18 protein-coding genes and 1 riboswitch are annotated in these 17837 nt (G+C 43.3%); of the genes, 1 reads left to right on the top strand and 17 read right to left on the bottom strand.

The window, feature by feature from the left end:
* Position 1 precedes the first annotated feature (1 nt).
* The 12 genes from DYI25_RS11810 to DYI25_RS11865 form a co-directional block, all read right to left on the bottom strand.
* A complete protein-coding gene (locus tag DYI25_RS11810) occupies positions 2-526 on the bottom strand; it encodes a metallophosphoesterase (RefSeq protein ID WP_213368937.1) in 525 nt (174 codons plus the stop codon).
* Positions 519-1124 carry an XTP/dITP diphosphatase gene (locus DYI25_RS11815; protein WP_213368940.1) on the bottom strand — a complete coding sequence of 202 codons (606 nt, stop codon included), beginning with the start codon at positions 1122-1124 and terminating at the stop codon, positions 519-521. Before DYI25_RS11815 ends, DYI25_RS11810 begins: the two co-directional genes overlap by 8 nt.
* Positions 1125-1137: 13 nt before the next feature.
* Complete coding sequence (gene rph / locus DYI25_RS11820) at positions 1138-1893, bottom strand: ribonuclease PH (protein WP_213368942.1); 756 nt, start codon at positions 1891-1893, stop codon at positions 1138-1140.
* 122 nt (positions 1894-2015) lie between these two features.
* The gene (locus tag DYI25_RS11825) at positions 2016-3086 is read right to left on the bottom strand and encodes a GerMN domain-containing protein (protein WP_213368944.1); all 1071 of its coding nucleotides are present in this window, start codon (positions 3084-3086) and stop codon (positions 2016-2018) included.
* A gap of 136 nt (positions 3087-3222) precedes the next feature.
* Positions 3223-4020 carry a glutamate racemase gene (gene racE / locus DYI25_RS11830; protein WP_213368946.1) on the bottom strand — a complete coding sequence of 266 codons (798 nt, stop codon included), beginning with the start codon at positions 4018-4020 and terminating at the stop codon, positions 3223-3225.
* Between the two features lie 10 nt (positions 4021-4030).
* Positions 4031-4489, bottom strand: a complete 459-nt coding sequence (locus tag DYI25_RS11835; protein WP_213368948.1) for a MarR family winged helix-turn-helix transcriptional regulator — start codon at positions 4487-4489, stop codon at positions 4031-4033.
* Between the two features lie 192 nt (positions 4490-4681).
* The gene (gene gerE, locus DYI25_RS11840) at positions 4682-4906 is read right to left on the bottom strand and encodes a spore germination transcription factor GerE (protein ID WP_019154738.1); all 225 of its coding nucleotides are present in this window, start codon (positions 4904-4906) and stop codon (positions 4682-4684) included.
* Between the two features lie 142 nt (positions 4907-5048).
* Positions 5049-5516: an acyl-CoA thioesterase gene (locus tag DYI25_RS11845; RefSeq protein ID WP_213368951.1), complete on the bottom strand. Its 468-nt coding sequence runs from the start codon at positions 5514-5516 to the stop codon at positions 5049-5051.
* A 124-nt stretch (positions 5517-5640) separates the two neighbouring features.
* Complete coding sequence (locus DYI25_RS11850; protein WP_213368953.1) at positions 5641-6222, bottom strand: class D sortase; 582 nt, start codon at positions 6220-6222, stop codon at positions 5641-5643.
* Between the two features lie 219 nt (positions 6223-6441).
* Positions 6442-7203, bottom strand: a complete 762-nt coding sequence (gene sdhB / locus DYI25_RS11855; RefSeq protein WP_213368956.1) for a succinate dehydrogenase iron-sulfur subunit — start codon at positions 7201-7203, stop codon at positions 6442-6444.
* Positions 7204-7209: 6 nt separating this feature from the next.
* Entirely contained in the window at positions 7210-8967 is a 1758-nt protein-coding gene (sdhA, locus tag DYI25_RS11860; protein WP_213368958.1) for a succinate dehydrogenase flavoprotein subunit, read from the bottom strand.
* A gap of 97 nt (positions 8968-9064) precedes the next feature.
* Positions 9065-9673: a succinate dehydrogenase cytochrome b558 subunit gene (locus DYI25_RS11865; protein WP_213368960.1), complete on the bottom strand. Its 609-nt coding sequence runs from the start codon at positions 9671-9673 to the stop codon at positions 9065-9067.
* Between the two features lie 466 nt (positions 9674-10139).
* Between DYI25_RS11865 and DYI25_RS11870 the strand changes: the two genes are divergently transcribed.
* Positions 10140-10592, top strand: coding sequence for a YslB family protein (locus DYI25_RS11870; protein WP_213368962.1), 453 nt, complete (start codon positions 10140-10142; stop codon positions 10590-10592).
* 329 nt (positions 10593-10921) lie between these two features.
* Here the strand turns inward: DYI25_RS11870 and DYI25_RS11875 are convergent, their stop codons facing one another.
* The 5 genes from DYI25_RS11875 to DYI25_RS11895 all read right to left on the bottom strand — a co-directional run bounded on the left by DYI25_RS11875 (position 10922) and on the right by DYI25_RS11895 (position 17837).
* Entirely contained in the window at positions 10922-12154 is a 1233-nt protein-coding gene (locus DYI25_RS11875) for an aspartate kinase (protein WP_213368964.1), read from the bottom strand.
* 174 nt (positions 12155-12328) lie between these two features.
* Positions 12329-12506, bottom strand: a riboswitch (Lysine riboswitch).
* 71 nt (positions 12507-12577) lie between these two features.
* Positions 12578-14350 carry an excinuclease ABC subunit UvrC gene (gene uvrC / locus DYI25_RS11880; protein WP_213368967.1) on the bottom strand — a complete coding sequence of 591 codons (1773 nt, stop codon included), beginning with the start codon at positions 14348-14350 and terminating at the stop codon, positions 12578-12580.
* 15 nt (positions 14351-14365) lie between these two features.
* Positions 14366-15829 (bottom strand): hypothetical protein, encoded by a 1464-nt coding sequence (locus tag DYI25_RS11885; protein ID WP_213368969.1) that lies wholly within the window; start codon positions 15827-15829, stop codon positions 14366-14368.
* A gap of 290 nt (positions 15830-16119) precedes the next feature.
* Positions 16120-17049 (bottom strand): FTR1 family iron permease, encoded by a 930-nt coding sequence (locus DYI25_RS11890; protein WP_213368971.1) that lies wholly within the window; start codon positions 17047-17049, stop codon positions 16120-16122.
* 35 nt (positions 17050-17084) lie between these two features.
* Entirely contained in the window at positions 17085-17837 is a 753-nt protein-coding gene (locus DYI25_RS11895; protein ID WP_213368973.1) for a hypothetical protein, read from the bottom strand.

A 17837-nucleotide genomic window follows, 5' to 3' on the forward strand; every position in this document is an offset into this window, starting at 1 on the left:
TTTAGCTCGTTTTGTGAAGTGAAAACTCCTGCCTTAGCTCAGTCATCTCACCGTTTCCATAGTCATAGATCCGCAATATTGCTTTTCCGTTTTCCAGCTCGAGGATCGCATAGCTTCTTTCAGTCCTGCCGCGTGGAAGTCTTATACTTCCCGGATTGATGAAAAGTACGTCATCTACCATTTCTGCTCCTAGCAAATGTGAATGCCCAAAGCATACGATATCTGCCTGCAGTTCTTTTGCCTTATAATATAAGTTTACGAGTGTAGACTTAACTGAGTATAGATGCCCATGTGTCACAAAAATTTTCACGCCATTTATCATATGAATTTCGTCATCAGGAAAGTTGCCATAAAAATCACAATTCCCCTTCACCGAATTGAAATTCACAATAGCAGCATCGCTTTCAGAAAGCTCTGAGTCACCGCAGTGAATCATCAAGTCCACATCATTGCCATGCAGCTTTTCAATTCCCTCAAGCACCTCTGTTGACCCATGACTATCACTGACAATCAGCAGCCTACTCATGGCTTTCCCCACGCTTTTGTAGAAGATCATCCAGTTTTCTGATCGCATTGGCCCGGTGGCTGATTTTGTTTTTTTCATCTGAAGCCAATTCGGCCATAGCTTTTCCCTCTGTTTCTACGTAGAAAATCGGATCATAGCCAAAACCATTGGTACCCCGTCTTTCATTCAGGATTCTTCCTTCACATGTCCCGAAAACAGTCAATGTCTCTTTACCTGGCTCTGCCATTGCGAGTGCGCAGCAGAATCTTGCGGTACGCTCACTTTCTGGCACACCCTGTAGTTCATCAAGAACTTTGTCGATGTTGTTTTCATCATTTTTTTCAGAACCTGCGTAACGTGCCGAATACACCCCTGGACGTCCTTCCAATGCGTCAATTTCAAGCCCAGAATCATCCGCAATCACTCGTACACCAAGATTATTAGCGATTGTCTCCGCTTTTAAGATGGCGTTCTCCTCAAAAGTTGAGCCTGTTTCTTCTACATCTTCAATCTCTGCGTAATCGAGCAAAGTTTTTACCACCAACCCTTTTGGCAAAAAAAGCTTCTCGAACTCTTTTGCTTTTCCTTTATTTTTTGTCGCGATTATGACTGATTCCATTTTGAGATCTCCCCTATCTCTGTTTTGCACCCTCGATCTTGGCTGCCAATTCTTCGCCTAGTGCTTCCTTCTGTTTTTCGAAGAGTTCTGTTATACCTTCTTGTGCTGCCTTTAAAAGTTCCTGCAGCTGGCTGTATGAAAAAGTAGCTTCTTCTCCAGTCCCCTGCAACTCAACGAATTCGCCATTGCCTGTCATGACAACATTCATGTCGACATGAGCAGCGGAATCCTCGACATAATTCAAATCAACAACAACCTCGCCGTTCTTCAAAACCCCAACACTCGTCGCAGCTAGAAAATCAGTAACAGGAAAAGCTGACAATTTCTTTTGCTTGCTCAGCTTCTCAAGAGCCATAGCCATCGCTACAAAAGCTCCTGTGATTGAAGCAGTACGGGTACCGCCATCTGCCTGGATAACATCACAATCGACCCAAACAGTACGCTCGCCTATAGCCTCAAGATTTACGACTGCGCGCAGCGCTCTGCCGATCAAGCGCTGGATTTCCATCGTCCTTCCGGAAATCTTGCCTTTTGCCGCTTCACGTATATTCCTCTGTTCTGTAGCACGCGGCAGCATAGAATACTCTGCCGTAATCCATCCTTTCCCCTCACCCCTCATGAACGGAGGAACGCGTTCCTCGATGCTGGCAGTACATATCACTTTCGTATCTCCAACAGCGATCAACACAGAACCTTCTGGATGTTTTAAATAATCAGTTTCAATATGTATCGGTCTTAATTGCAAGGGTTCACGCCCATCAAATCGCATTTAAAAAGCCCTCCTTAGCATGATAAAAGGCAGGCAGGCTGCCTGGAAAAAACAATAAATAAGAGGCAGGAAATACGCCTGCCTCTTTGAATGTCTTTAATTAGTATATCAAAATTTTGCTATTAAAAACTACCTGTGTTTACTTTTTCAGGCCTTGTAACCGGCTCAGCCAGTTTTTCCCCCGACTCTGTCAATACATCTGCCTTCCCATCCACCGTAAGGGCAACACTCTCAACGCCCGTCTGTTCTGTTAATGACAGTACAAGTGAATTTAGCAGGTGTTTAGAAACCATTTTTTCTTCAAAGTTACCGTAAATCGATTCATTGAAGTTCAGAGTTACCTTTCCATCCTCAACCATAGGTGTGTCAAGCAGCTTCACACCAGACTGGAATTCCGACAGAAGATTGGATGCATACGCAGGACCTTCAACAAGCTCGTTTACGATTGCGGTAATGTTATCCTTAACATCATTGCTGACGCGCTTTGTTACAGGAACATAATAATACGCGCCTTCCTCACCGCCAATATAATAAACCGTGACTGCTTTAGTATTTGTGATATCAACGACATCGGAATTATCCACGTTAATGCCATCCGCACGGCTCAATTCTCCTCCAATCGGAGTACCGCCTACAGGCATAGCTTCAAGAGGCGTGCCATTCATCTGAAGCTTCACTTCATCGACTGTGTCGAACTGGGTAAGCGTCCATGTCACAGCCTGTAGGATCTTCTTCTCATCCTCTTTTTTATAGGTTGCGAATTCTTTTGAAAAATCAACTGTTGCGGTTCCGTCCTCGATGTTCACTGTCATTTGTGTGTCAGCTGGAAGGACGGCCCTGAAGCCATTTGGAAGCATTTGCTCGACAGGTCCATTCATCACAAGGTATTCCAGTGCCTGTTTGGCGACACTTTCTGTTCTAGGAAGGCCCAATGTCTGTGAAACGACATACCCGTTTTTGTCGATCAAATACAGTTCTGTCTGGATGGACGTCTCAACAGCTTCTTTTCCATCCTCTTTTGTTTCTGTAGAAACATTTTCATCAAGCGTCTCCCCATCTTCCATGAAAGTTACATCCTGGGGAGGATCTATTTTCTTCTTTTCCTCGCCCCCGAACAGTCCACAGCCAGATAGGAATACCGTAGTTGCCAATGTAGCAGCTGTAACGACCACAGCCTTTTTATTTTTTGACATATAAATCCCTCCAAAGACAGTTTGTACTAATATGTATACGAGCCTTTGGATATTTTAGACCGTCTTTTGGGAAGATTTTTGAGAATAAAAAGAATTAAACTGCAAATAAAAAGACCTCCGTTTCCGGAAGCCATGATTATCCTAATTTAATTTTCTCAACGATTTCAATCGGCCTCTCCAGCCACTGGGATGCTATGGAGGAAAAAATCGTTCTGGAGCCTGTCATGTAATATGAATGCTCCGGAAGGTCTTCCCTGTCAGCAAACATGTCGTTATGGCCGAGGATCGTGCTTACCTCGCGCGCTGTTTCCTCGCCGGAACTGATCACTTTGACCTCAGGACCCATAACTTCCTTAATGAGCGGCTCGAGCAAAGGATAGTGGGTGCATCCCAGGATCAATGTATCAAGCCCCTGCCCTTTTAACGGCTGTAGGGTCTCAGTCACCACTTTCTTCGCGACCCGTCCATCATATTCCCCACTTTCTACAAGCGGCACGAATTTAGGGCAAGCGAGTGCTTCAATGGCAGTCTTACGGTTGATAGATTTCAACGCATGCTCGTAGGCACGGCTTTTCACAGTGCCTTCAGTTCCGATAATGCCGATTTTATAATTGTCCGTTACCTTGATTGCTGTCCTCGCGCCCGGCTGGATGACGCCTAACACAGGAATCGAGAGTTCATTCCTTATTTCGTCAAGGACTACCGCGGTCGCTGTATTGCAAGCGATGACAAGCATTTTAATATTCTTTTCCAGCAGGAAACGGGTCATTTGCCAGGTAAATCTCTTCACTTCCTCTACAGGACGAGGCCCGTATGGACAACGGGCCGTATCACCGACATAGATGATCTGTTCATATGGAAGCTGTCTCATGACTTCCTTGGCAACGGTTAGCCCGCCTACTCCTGAATCAATGATTCCTATTGGTCGATTCAAAAAACTCGCCTCATTCTCCACGCATTTCTTGATGTAATTTCGCTAAGCCCTCTTTGAGGGACAATATTTCCTCACCTGAAAAATCCTTCAATACCTCTTGAAGGTACAACTGGCGTTTCTTGATCACTTCATCGATGATCCTTTCGCCTTCTTCTAGAAGATGGATGCGGACTACACGCCTGTCATTAGGATCCTTCACTCTTACAACAAGTTCATTTTTCTCCATCCTGTCAACAAGATCAGTGGTCGTGCTGCATGCCAGGAACATTTTATTCGACAGTTCCCCGATTGTCATATCTCCGTCTTCAAATAGCCATTGCAGGGCAATGAACTGTGGAGGAGTAATTGTGTAATTGCTGAGGAGCTCGCGTCCCTTCTGCTTTATAATCCCAGATATGTACCGCAAATCCTTTTCGATATCAGCAACCGTCTCCAGCCCCTGATTTTTCCCTACCCCTTCAAGCTTCATCCGTAACAACTCCTAAATAAATCTATTTCACTTTATCCATAAAACTTGTTTTCCAAGCCGAGATAATCATTTTTACTATTGTCCTTATTTTCTACTTTTTTCGAGCAAATTTCAAGACAGAATTCCGATTACTGCCTGTTTTACCCCTATAAACATCTTAACCGGCCCCCCATCCGGGTTGGCCGGTCTTGATTAAAGTTCTAGCTCTCCCATACGCAGGAGCTCTACAACAGCTTGGGAACGCCCCTTTACACCAAGCTTTTGCATGGCGTTTGAAATATGGTTCCGAACCGTTTTTTCGCTGATAAATAATTCACTAGCGATCTCTTTTGTTGTTTTGTCTTGTACTAACAGTTCGAAAACTTCTCTTTCGCGTTTAGTGAGTAATGGCTTGTGAGTATATTCATTTTCCTTCAAGTATTGTAACCCTCCTTGCCTTCGCCAGCTGTGAACTGCGGGGTGGGTATAAATTTAGTCAAAATATCATATGTGAAGGAAAGTATTGTAGTGACAATATTTAAGGGACTTCATGGCAATTTTTATTAATGAAACCTAAATCTTATTTAACGACGGATTTCTTGCTTTCTGAAAACAAGTGCCTCATATCCTCCGTCCAGGATACTCCCTTGCCTGTTTTCTTGGAAATTTGTACGATCGTTCCCCTTCCAGTCAGGCAAATCGAGCCGTCCGCTTTTTTGACCATATAGTGAAGATCAACTGAGGAATTTCCAATTGAGTTGGCCTTCACATAAATTTTCAGGTCCTCATCAAAAAAGATCTGGCTTAAATAATCACATTGCAAATCGGCAACGACCGGAATCGTCTCATTCTCTGGTTTGACCCAATCTTGCATGAAACCCTGGCTCTTGAAGTATTCAATCCTTGCCTGTTCGAAATATGTAAATGGAACAGTGTTATTTAAGTGGCCAAACATATCTGTTTCTGAAAATCGAACCTTCACCTGATAAAAAAATTCAAACTCCTCTTCCCAGCTTACAATCTCATTAATGTATTCCATCTTCTTCATGTTGAAACCTCCCGGATACTGAATGAACATTCATTCTTTTCTTTATTATAAATATTTTTAGTCTATTTGGAAATAAAAAAGTATACAACAAAAACCAGCACAGGGACGTTCCATGCTGGTTAAACTAGTTTTTATCTAACATTCTTTTTGCATAGATGATATATCGGTCAGGGGCATCGCCTATATAATTGAATGGATAGCATGTTGTTAAAACGAGCTCTTCTTCGGAATTTTGGAGGGTAATGATACTAGTATCATCTGCGCTGACAATTTTTGTGCCGGTTATCTCATATGTATAATCTCCATAAGGCATTTTCATCGTCAGGTGATCACCCAATTCCAGGTCTCCTGCTTTTCGGAAAACTGTATCACGGTGGCCCGAGAGGACAATTTGTCCATTTTCCTCAGGGTAGAACGAGCCTTTATAGTGGCCAACACCTTTCTCAAGGTCGTCAGCATCCGTTCCTTCTACTATTGCCAATTCCGCATTAATTTTTGGAATCAACAGCAATCCAGAAGCCTCTCCCGTCTCAGGCTTGAATTCTTTCTTATTTGCCTTTTGTTTATTTCCCTGGACCAATTCTTTTGCAGCCTCAAGGGAGATCTTCTCTTGCCGCTTAATGTCCCATAACTGAAATAAACCAATTCCCAGGATCATCACACCACTAATAATAATTCCAATTGCCAATATCTTTGAAAGTTGCATATACCGCTCCCATTTATGCCTTTAAGAAAGGCTATTTTCGCACTGATATGTTGCTTTTCTTACACAGGATCTTTTCCAGAAGTGATAAGGCATTATCACTTCTGGAAAAGGACCAAGAGCCTTAGTAAAAGTATACCAAGGGAATACACCTGCAAAAAAGTCCTATTTTAGCTTTAAAATGAAAAAGCCTCCTTTTCCAAAAGAAAAGGAGGCTGTTCTTTATACTTGATCGCTTCCGAAGAAGTTCTTGAATGCCTGTAGTGTTGTATCACGGTTCAAGGCTGCGATTGATGTAGTCAATGGAATGCCTTTAGGGCAAGACTGGACGCAGTTCTGTGAGTTTCCGCAGTTAGCAAGTCCGCCGTCTCCCATGATTGTTTCAAGTCTCTCACCTTTGTTCAAAGCACCTGTTGGGTGGGCGTTGAAAAGACGAACCTGTGATAATGACTGTGGCCCGATGAAATCAGACTTGTCGTTTACGTTAGGACATGCCTCAAGGCAGACACCGCAAGTCATACACTTTGAAAGTTCATAAGCCCACTGACGCTTTTTCTCTGGCATACGAGGTCCAGGTCCAAGGTCGTAAGTACCATCGATTGGAACCCATGCCTTGACACGCTTTAAAGAATCGAACATGCGGCTGCGGTCAACCTGAAGGTCACGGACAACCGGGAATGTTCTCATCGGCTCAAGCCTGATTGGCTGCTCCAGCTGGTCAACCAGTGCAGAACATGACTGACGCGGGCGGCCATTGATGACCATCGAACACGCACCACAAACCTCTTCAAGGCAGTTCATATCCCAGGCAATTGGAGTAGTGGCTTCACCTTTTACATTTACAGGATTACGACGAATTTCCATTAGCGCGGAAATCACGTTCATATTTGGACGGTAATCAAGTTCAAATTCTTCCTGATAAGGGGCTGAATCAGGAGTATCCTGACGACTGATGATAAAACGGACAGTTCTTTTCTCTGACATGCTTTATTACTCCCCTTTCTTCTTGGAATAATCGCGCTTACGCGGTTGGATTAATGAAGTATCAACTTCTTCATAATGGAAAGCTGGCGCAGAGTTTGCATCAACAAACTTCGCCATCGTTGTTTTCATGAATTCCTCATCATTACGATCCGGGAATTCTGGCTTATAGTGAGCCCCACGGCTTTCATTACGGTTATATGCACCAATAGTGATAACACGTGCAAGCTGAAGCATGTTTTGAAGCTGGCGTGTGAACACAGCACCCTGGTTGCTCCATTTTGCAGTATCGTTGATATTGATATTCTTATAGCGCTCCATCAACTCGACGATCTTCTCGTCTGTTTTCAGAAGTCTATCATTGTAGCGAACAACTGTTACATTGTCAGTCATCCATTCGCCTAGCTCTTTGTGAAGGACATATGCATTTTCTGTGCCATCGAGTGACATGACATTGTCCCACTTTTCCTGCTCCATCTTGACAGCATCATCAAACAGTACTGAAGAAATAGCATCTGAGCTCTTTTCCAGTCCGTTGATGTAACGGATTGCGTTTGGACCTGCTACCATTCCGCCATAGATTGCAGACAATAGTGAGTTAGCGCCAAGACGGTTCGCACCGTGCTGTGAGTAATCAACTTCACCTGCGGCAAATAGACCAGGAATATTTGTCATTTGATCATAGTCAACCCATAGTCCACCCATAGAATAGTGAACAGCAGGGAATATTTTCATTGGTACTTTTCTCGGGTCATCGCCCATGAATTTCTCATAGATTTCAATGATACCGCCAAGCTTGATATCAAGCTCTTTAGGATCCTTATGTGAAAGGTCAAGATAAACCATGTTCTCGCCGTTGATGCCAAGCTTCTGGCTTACGCACACATCGAAGATTTCACGTGTAGCGATATCACGAGGCACTAGGTTTCCATAAGCAGGATACTTCTCTTCAAGGAAATACCATGGCTTTCCATCTTTGTACGTCCAAACTCGTCCACCTTCACCGCGGGCAGATTCACTCATCAGGCGGAGTTTATCATCCCCTGGGATGGCTGTAGGGTGAATCTGGATGAATTCACCGTTAGCATAATATCCTCCCTGCTGGTAAACGATCGCAGCAGCTGAACCCGTATTGATGACAGAGTTCGTTGTTTTACCGAAAATGATACCAGGGCCACCAGTTGCCATGATTACAGCATCAGCAGCAAATGATTTGATTTCCATTGAAGTCAGGTTCTGTGCAACGACTCCGCGGCACACGCCCTCTTCATCCTTAATGATTCCAAGGAATTCCCATCCTTCGTACTTTGTGACCAAACCAGCCACTTCATGACGGCGCACCTGCTCATCCAAAGCGTATAGAAGCTGCTGTCCAGTTGTCGCACCAGCAAATGCTGTACGGTGGTGCTGAGTACCTCCAAAGCGGCGGAAATCAAGCAAACCTTCTGGCGTACGGTTGAACATAACGCCCATACGGTCAAGAAGGTGGATGATTCCAGGTGCTGCTTCAGCCATAGCCTTTACAGGCGGCTGGTTTGCAAGGAAGTCACCGCCGTAAACTGTATCATCAAAGTGCTCCCATGGAGAGTCACCTTCACCTTTAGTATTTACTGCACCGTTGATTCCGCCCTGTGCACATACAGAGTGGGAACGTTTTACCGGCACAAGAGAAAACAGTTCAACAGGAGTTCCTGTTTCTGCAACTTTTATTGTAGCCATTAAGCCAGCCAAACCGCCGCCGACTACGATAACCTTACCTTTACTCATCGTGACTCACTCCCTTAAATCCAAGTCTGTCTTTCATATCCGATCAAAGTAAACCGTTTTCCAGTATAAGCTTCGGACAGAAGTCCTCGAAAAAGACTTATACAAATGCCAGGATTGCGCGGACACCTACGATGGAAAGCGCAATGAAAACTCCGATAGTGATATAAGTAGAAATCACTTGTGAACGAGGTGTTACAGTGATTCCCCAGCTTACGAAGAATGACCATAATCCGTTCGCAAAGTGGAAAGTAGTAGAAATAACACCAATTAAATAGAACCAAAGCATAAATGGAGTTGATAGTATCGTCTCCATCATCTGGAAGTTAACGTCTGCACCAAATGCTGCAGCAATACGAGTTTCCCATACATGCCATGCTACGAAAATCAATGTGATGACACCAGACACACGCTGAAGCATGAACATCCAGTTCCTGAAATAGCCATATTGGCCTATATTGTTTTTAGCTGTAAAAGCAATATATAGACCGTAGATTGCATGGAATAATAATGGTAAGAAGATAATGAAAATTTCTAGAAAATACCTGAAAGGCAACTGCTCCATAAAATGTGCTGCGCTATTGAATGATTCTTCTCCCCCTGTAGCAAAATGGTTGACTACAAGGTGCTGCATAAGGAAAAGACCTACTGGAATGACACCCAGCAATGAATGCAGCCTCCGCCAATAAAACTCTTGTCTACCTGCCATATGTATACCCCCCTTGAAATTTGGCCGTGATGTTCAGGTTTGTCTCCCCATCCCTATTAACCTAACAGATTGATTCAACCCAACATCAAAAAATAAGCATTTCTTACAATTATGTGACATGTTCATTTTACTCCCATCATAATAGAGCGTCAAGAAAACGGATACATAAAAATGCTTATACAAATAAAATTTTTAAAATATATTGATATTGTAAAAATCCCTCTTTCTAATTATTCCAACGGGTTAAAGAGTATATTAAAATAATACTATTGCCTATTGGATACGCCTGATAAAAATTTCCCGATACAATAATTTTTGAATAACCAAGTTTCGGGTATGGTATAAACATGGAAAAATTTTATAGAATTCCTTATGCCATGCAAAATTTAACAACTTTTTAATTTATGATCATAGGTTGTTTTCGCGGCAAATTGTTTATAATAGAGTGATAGAAAGAGGGGAGAACATGAGTGAAATAACAACTTCAGAGCAAAAAACGGAGAACCAGCCAATAGCTGTTTCCGAATTTGGGTATGAATTGGTCAGGGAAGTCCTTCTGCCAGAACTTCTCGGTAAAGATACATCAGAAATCTTGTACTGGGCTGGAAAACGCCTTGCCCGAAAGTTTCCATTAGCAACCCTTGACGAAACCATCCAGTTTTTCCAGGATGCCAGTTGGGGCACATTAACCATCAAAGAAGAATCCCGAAAAGAAATGGTGCTTGAACTTAGCAGCGAGCTAATTTCCTCCCGACTGAAGAATAATCCAAACACCACATTCCAGCTAGAAGCAGGTTTCATTGCCCAGCAAATGGAACAACAGAAAAAAGTAACAGCTGAAGCCTTCGAACACCCCAATAAAAAATCATTGAAAATTTTGTTCACGATCAAATGGGATAAGAATGATTCGATTGAGTAGTAGTGTATAATGACAGGGGGGCACAGCGAAACCCTTGCTGTGCCCTTAAAAATTCTAGTTACTTTCCCTGTTTTTCTTATTTCCATTCCACAGTTGTCTCGTTTTCTCCCACATAATCCTATTGAATGTGACGATAATTTTTTGCTTTTCCTTTTTATCTGCAAATTATTCGCTTTATTGTGACGATAATTCTTCGTTTCTCCTTTTATCCGTCATCATCATCACTAATGCGAGTATAAATCTCTAAGGATCTCATTTACGTTTACATATAAGTAATCATAAAAGCTTTCCCGATAGCTCACACCAGGAAAGCTTCTTCAGCGACTCTCTTAATTCGTCTTAACAGCTTCGGAGTAAAGCTCAAATGCTTCGTGGAGTGATTCTACTGCGTTTACCATTTGTTTTTCCTCAACAACGGTTGAAACCTTAATTTCAGATGTGCTTACCATCTTCACCTGGACTCCGTTTCCTTCAAGTACTTCAAACATCTTGGCAGCAACACCTGGATTTGAAACCATGCCTGAACCCACAATTGATACCTTTGCCAGGCCGGTTTCGGATTCGACCGCTTGATAGTTTAATGATTCTTTATTTCGTTCTAATACATCCAGTGTCTCTGGCAGATCGTTGCTCTTGATTGAGAAGGATATATTGGCAGTACCTGCCTCTGTTCTGCTCTGGACGATGATATCAACATTGATGTGGTTCTGGGCAAGTGTTGTGAATATAGTTGAAAGTCCTTTTAATGAAGTGCTTACTCCAAGGACTGATACTCTCGTGATTTGGTCTTCAAACGCAACTCCGCGTACGATTAGATTCTGTTCCATTTCATTCTCCTCCTCGATGGTCGTGCCTCTTTCTTTTTCCATGCTGGATCTTACTTCAAGTGGCAATCCATAGTTCTTTGCGAATTCCACCGCACGCGGGTGGAGCACACCTGCCCCCAGGTTTGCCAGCTCAAGCATTTCATCATAGGAAACACTCAGCAATTTCCTCGCGCTTTTCACATATCTTGGATCGGTCGTGAATACGCCCGTCACATCGGTATAGATATCGCATTTATCAGCCTTCAAAGCCGCTGCAAGTGCTACTGCCGTTGTATCTGACCCGCCGCGTCCAAGTGTGGTGATTTCTCCATCATCAGTAACTCCCTGGAATCCCGCGACAATGACCACTTTTCCACTCTCTAAATCGTTGGCAATCCTGTCCGTCTCTATATCGACAATCCGGGCATTCCCGTGGACAGCTTCCGTTTTGATTCCAGCCTGCCAGCCTGTGTAGGAAACAGCCTCAATCCCATTTTGCGCCAATGCCATGGAGAAAAGAGCAATTGTAATTTGCTCTCCCGTTGTCAAAAGCATATCCATCTCTCTCTTTGATGGCGCGCTCGAAATATCATTCGCCATGTCGACAAGATGGTCCGTCGTTTTGCCCATTGCTGATACGACAACCACGACATTGTTGCCGTTCTGCAGTTCTTCCGCTGTCCTGCTGGCAGCATTCCTGATCCTTTCAACGTTGCCAACTGATGTTCCACCAAATTTCTGTACAATCAATCCCATACGTTTCCCCTGCCTCTTCATTCTGTATTTTGCCTCTATTTGAGTTTCATTGCTACTACGCATATGTATCTTTCCCTAGAGCCTTCAAAGATTTACATGTATAAAAAAGCCCTAAAAACAGAAAAAGCAATGAGAGTGTCTCCCATTGCTTGATAAACGTGTATAAACGCTGCAACATGAGATAGCACTCCAAGATGGCAATCTTGACAATCCAGCGTTTATTCAACGAAGGACCAGCGAGAAAATGGATAGGCATTTCCCCACTTCGGCAAACATCCCCTTTCAAAGCCCTTCGCTGAATCCTACAATTCTCCAGGCCTTTACTCTTGAAGTTCGCACCTCTATCTTCACTTTAATGCTCTAAAGTGATAGCTATATGAAATTTTTTTATCATTATAGCACACAAAAAAATAGAATGCTACATTAATTCTGTAATTTCTGATATAGTTCCTCCGCAACATTGGCTGGAAGGCCGGCAGCGGTCAACTCTTCCACTGAGGCTTCCCGCATTTTTTTCACCGATCCAAAATGCTTCAGCAAAACTTTCTTGCGCTTTTCGCCAATGCCAGGAATATCATCGAGCAGTGACTGAAAGGCACTTTTGCCCCTTAACTGGCGATGGAAGGTAATCGCGAACCGATGCACTTCATCCTGGATTCTTTGCAATAGGTAAAACTCCTGGCTGTTCCGCGGCAGTTCGATCACCTGCAAAGGATTACCATATAATAGCTGGGATGTCCTGTGTTTATCATCCTTAGCCAGGCCGGCAATCGGAATATCCAGTCCAAGTTCATTCTCCAGGACATCACGCGCGGACTCGATATGTCCTTTTCCGCCATCAATGATAATCAAGTCTGGCAGTGGCAAGCCTTCTTTCAAGACACGTGAATACCTGCGCCTTACGACTTCTCTCATTGATTCATAATCATCCGGGCCTTTGACCGATTTGATCTTGTATTTGCGGTATTCCCTTTTTTCAGGCTTGCCGTCGATAAAAACAATCATTGCCGAAACCGGGTCTGTCCCCTGGATATTGGAGTTATCGAAAGATTCAATCCGATGAGGTGTGTAAATGCCCATCTGCTCGCCAAGGTTTTCAACAGCTTTAATCGTCCGTTCCTCATCGCGCTCAATTAACGAAAACTTTTCTTTTAGAGCGATACCGGCATTCTTGGACGCCAAATGGACAAGTTCTTTTTTCTTGCCGCGCTGTGGCTTTAGGACTTTCACGCCAAGCAGTCCTTCAGCCATTTCGAGGTCCACGCCTTCTGGCACCAATACTTCCCTTGGCTTAAAATGCTCATTTTTCGAGTAAAATTGCCCCAGGTATGTCAGGATATCTTCTTCCGGTTCATTGTGAATCGGGAACATCGAAACCTCGCGCTCAATCAGTTTGCCCTGGCGGATGAAGAATACCTGCACGCACATCCATCCCTTATCGACAGCATAGCCAAACACATCCCGGTCGGTAAAATCCGTCGTTGTCATCTTCTGCTTTTCCATTGTTGCCTCGATATGGGCAATCTTATCGCGAAATTCCTTTGCCCGTTCAAAATCCAATTCCTCGGCAGCCCCAGCCATTTTCTCCGTTAAATCTTCCTTTATGTCCTTATAGCCTCCATTCAGGAAGCGCGAGATTTCATCCGTAATCTGTTTATACTCTTCCTTGCTGACATCCTTGACACAAGGAGCAAGGCACTGTCCCAGATGATAATAAAGGCAAACACGGTCAGGTAGCGTCGAGCATTTCCGGAGCGGATAGATCCTGTCCAGCAGTTTCTTCGTTTCATTCGCCGCTTGGACATTCGGGTACGGCCCAAAATATTTGCCGCTATCCTTCTTTACCTTTCTCGTAATGATCAGCTTTGGATGCCGTTCTGCAGTCAGCTTGATGAACGGATACGATTTATCATCCTTGAGCATGATATTATATTTTGGGTCATATTTCTTGATCAGGTTGATTTCAAGAAGCAGTGCTTCCATATCGGAGGAGGTGACGATATACTCAAAATCCTCAATTTCATTTACAAGACGCAGCGTTTTTCCGTCATGCGATCCTGTAAAATAAGAGCGCACCCTGTTCTTCAATACCTTGGCTTTCCCTACGTAAATGATGGTCCCCTGTCTGTCCTTCATTAAATAACATCCTGGCTGCGCAGGAAGAATAGCAAGCTTATTCTTGATCTGCTCGTTCATGCCATTCACCTCCTGTTACGGTGTCCATTTATATAAAATAATCTCGTGATAGACTGGATCAAAAATTTTATCTGATGCAAAAGTATTTACTTTCTCAAGCTTCCCGTCAAGATTAATCCCCTGAGAGCGGAAGCCTTCAACAACACTGTCTGTTAAATAAACTGTCTTACCTTTATATAACCCCTGATCGTGCAGGAAAATCCTATAGGTATAGATTCGTTTATGTGGGTAAGGCATCTTCAGATACTGAAGCACTCTGGTTTCTTCCCATGTATACAAAACGAAGTCCTCTGGCTGCTCCTCAAGATAGTGTGCAAGCTGGTAAACGGCCGGCTCGATTACAGCCTGTTTTTGTATATAAATTGAAGAAATAATTGCCTGGGCGATGATAACCCCTATTACCAAAAAGCTCGCATACACCCCTGCCCTTTTTTTAAAATAGACAGTCAGGCCAAGAAAGACCAGCAATAGCGCTAATGGCAGTATATGCCTCGGTTTTTCAATATTCTGGGCAAAAAGTGCCCAGACCCCGTAGGCGAGCAACAGCAATGCGCCCAGATGAAAGCTGTTTTCCTTATAAATTTTACTTTTAGACGACGGCAAAAAAATAAATATGCCAATAACTATATATAATACCATCAAAACAGTTGTTCGTGAAAAGATTCCCCACCACAAAATGTTGGTAAACAAGAATGTTTTCAGCCTTGCCCAACTAGACAGTTCATTCGAGACCGAAGTGCCTCCCCATTCCTGAAAATGCCCTCCGGTAAATCCAAAAGCAAGCTCCAGAAAATTAACGAGACCACCTTCAGAAATAATCAGCCCTCCAACCCAGATTGACTGAAACAATGCAGCAATGACCACATATTTAAAAACACCTGTCAAAGAAAGCTCATGTTTTGCCCATTTTCTATATAATAGATAAACGAGCCCGATTCCCATCGAAATGTAGCTCAACCTTATTCCTAATAGGACACTGAACAAAAATAGCGGCAACAGCATCCATTTCCCTGATGGCCTCGACTCTGCTGCCGCGATACTCCAGAAATACCACCAAAAAGCAGCAAGTGCAGCCCCCTCCGACATCGGCTGGTTGACTATGATCAACGGATAACTAGCAGTATAAATTGCCGCTGCAATTAGAATGGCATTCGGCCTGCTAACAATTCTTGACCCAAGTAGATACACAGGCAGGATTGAACTGGCATACACTAAAACATTAAATAGAACCAGGGCCTGATTTGGTGTCTGCACAAGGAGTTCTGTTAGCAATCCCCCTACAATAAAAAACGGATAGCCAGGGAAATGCGGCTGCATCGCACGCAGGTCATACCTGTCCATTGCCAGGGTAAAGTCGACTTGATCCCACGAGAATACGAATGGATTAAGTGAATTCAACTGGATTATGAAAATGTAAAGGACTGCAAGCGTACTAAGTCCAAGAATGATTACTCTGTTCATTTTTTCTAAATTCAACATTTTACACCAACTAACTTCCACCGAGAATCGTTTTTACGTACGCTATTTTCGTAAACTTTGTTGCTTTTACCCCCAAAGTAAAAACCGAATATGGGTTTTTACGATTATCTACGCATTTCCAGTACGGAAGCATCTTCGAAAAGAGCCCGACACCTCTAAGAATTCGAATCACTGTATGTGTTCGGAAAGCAACAATCAATACAAAAACAACCTTTAAGTATGAAAAAAGTACAAGGAGATTCCCTGTACTTTTTCTGGAGAGAGGATCGTAAAGCCTCAAATAAAATTGATTATTTAACTTGTGGGTTCAATACTACTTGCTTATTCTCTGCAGCTTTGTTTTCAGCGGCCTTTTCTTTCTTAGGGCTGCGTGATGAAGTCATCAGGAAGATCGCAGCAAAGTATCCGATATAGGCAATGACTTCTTCAACCGAAGGCATGGATGAATATCCGAACAGAGCCTTCAGGAAGATGCCCACATCACCAGAGATAAGCGGTGCGACACCAGTGTCACGGAGATAATGCGCATAATCAATCGGGTGTTCTGGCAATAGCCATGTAATATCATAAACATGGTACATAACGCTTCCAATCATGTTGACATCCTGCATCATTGAAATGGCCTGCACTAGTAATCCAGCAGAGATCAGAATGATGAAAGCGCCTGTGATTTGGAAGAACGTCTTAAGCTTGACCTTCATCGTACCTTTAAAGAACATGTAAGAGACGGCAACAGCAATCAGTGTACCTGTTATTGCTCCCCATCCTTGCATTGCAGCACCGATGTTACCACCTGTGATTGCCGCAAAGAAGAAGACAGTTTCGATTCCTTCACGCAAGACGACAAGGAATGAATGGATAACCATGCCGACAATGTTTCCTGTCGAGATGAATTTCTTCATTTTCCCTTCCATATTACCTTTCAGGTCCTTACTGTGGCTCGCCATCCAGAATACCATCTGGGTCAAGAGTACAGTAGAAACAATCATGATTCCAATTTTCAGGTAAATCTCACTGCCCATTGCAGCAAAGCCTGTGAACACAACCTGGAACAAAATCGCAACTCCGATACTTGCCAGAACAGCAAGTCCTGCACCCAGCCATACATACTTGGTATACTTAGGATTACCGGTTCTCTTCAAATATGTTGTGATGATCCCGATGATTAATAACGCTTCCAATACTTCACGAAAAGTAATCAATAATGCTTGAACTTCCATTGCTGATTCTCCCCTCTCCAAGGTGTCATCAAAATTTATGATCTTCTTCTCTTAATACCAATAACGACAATCGCACCAATGACCGTGACAATCAAAATCAAAGGAATCCAGTTACGGATATTCGAACGGTCTGTCCAGTCCTTTTTCCCAGGGCCCTCTTCTTCTTCCGTATCTGTAAAATGCCCGACTTCCAGGCTCGGAAGATCAAATCCTTCTTGCAATGCATTCAGGATCTCTTCTTTCTTCTCTCTAAAAACCGCTATGTCAGAAGGCTTCTTCCCTACTCCAAAGAGTCCGGGATTTCCTAGTGCCTCAAGTGCAGCATCAAAGTCAGCTTTTATTTCTTTGTCTACTTCAGGTTCACTTGCTTCAACCTTTGGTGATAGTGCCTGATATGTAGCATATCCTTTGGCCAGCAGCTTCTTTGAAGTATCATACTCCTCAAAGCTCTTTTCAATGCTTTCAAGCCTCCTCGCCACATTCAACACGAGGAGTTTTTCCATATTTTCAATCGTTGCTTCTTTATCTTTTTCTTCCAGGCTTTCCATGATCACTTCTCCTGGCTCGGTTCCCATATGCATATCGATTTCTTCTTTAACCGTTTCAAACAGGGATGTTGCGGCCGAGAAGTTTGGAGGGTCCTCATCCAGTTTCAACTGCATTTCCTTATAGACTTCCGCTACTTTTTCTTCATTTGGGTCACCATATGAATAAGCGCTTGCAGTTTGAGGAATACCGTTAATGAGAATAAATATCAATGAAAAACAAAAAAATATAGCTCTTTTCAT

Origin of the sequence: Mesobacillus boroniphilus (assembly GCF_018424685.1) — a bacterium.
Taxonomy (GTDB): domain Bacteria; phylum Bacillota; class Bacilli; order Bacillales; family Cytobacillaceae; genus Mesobacillus; species Mesobacillus boroniphilus_A.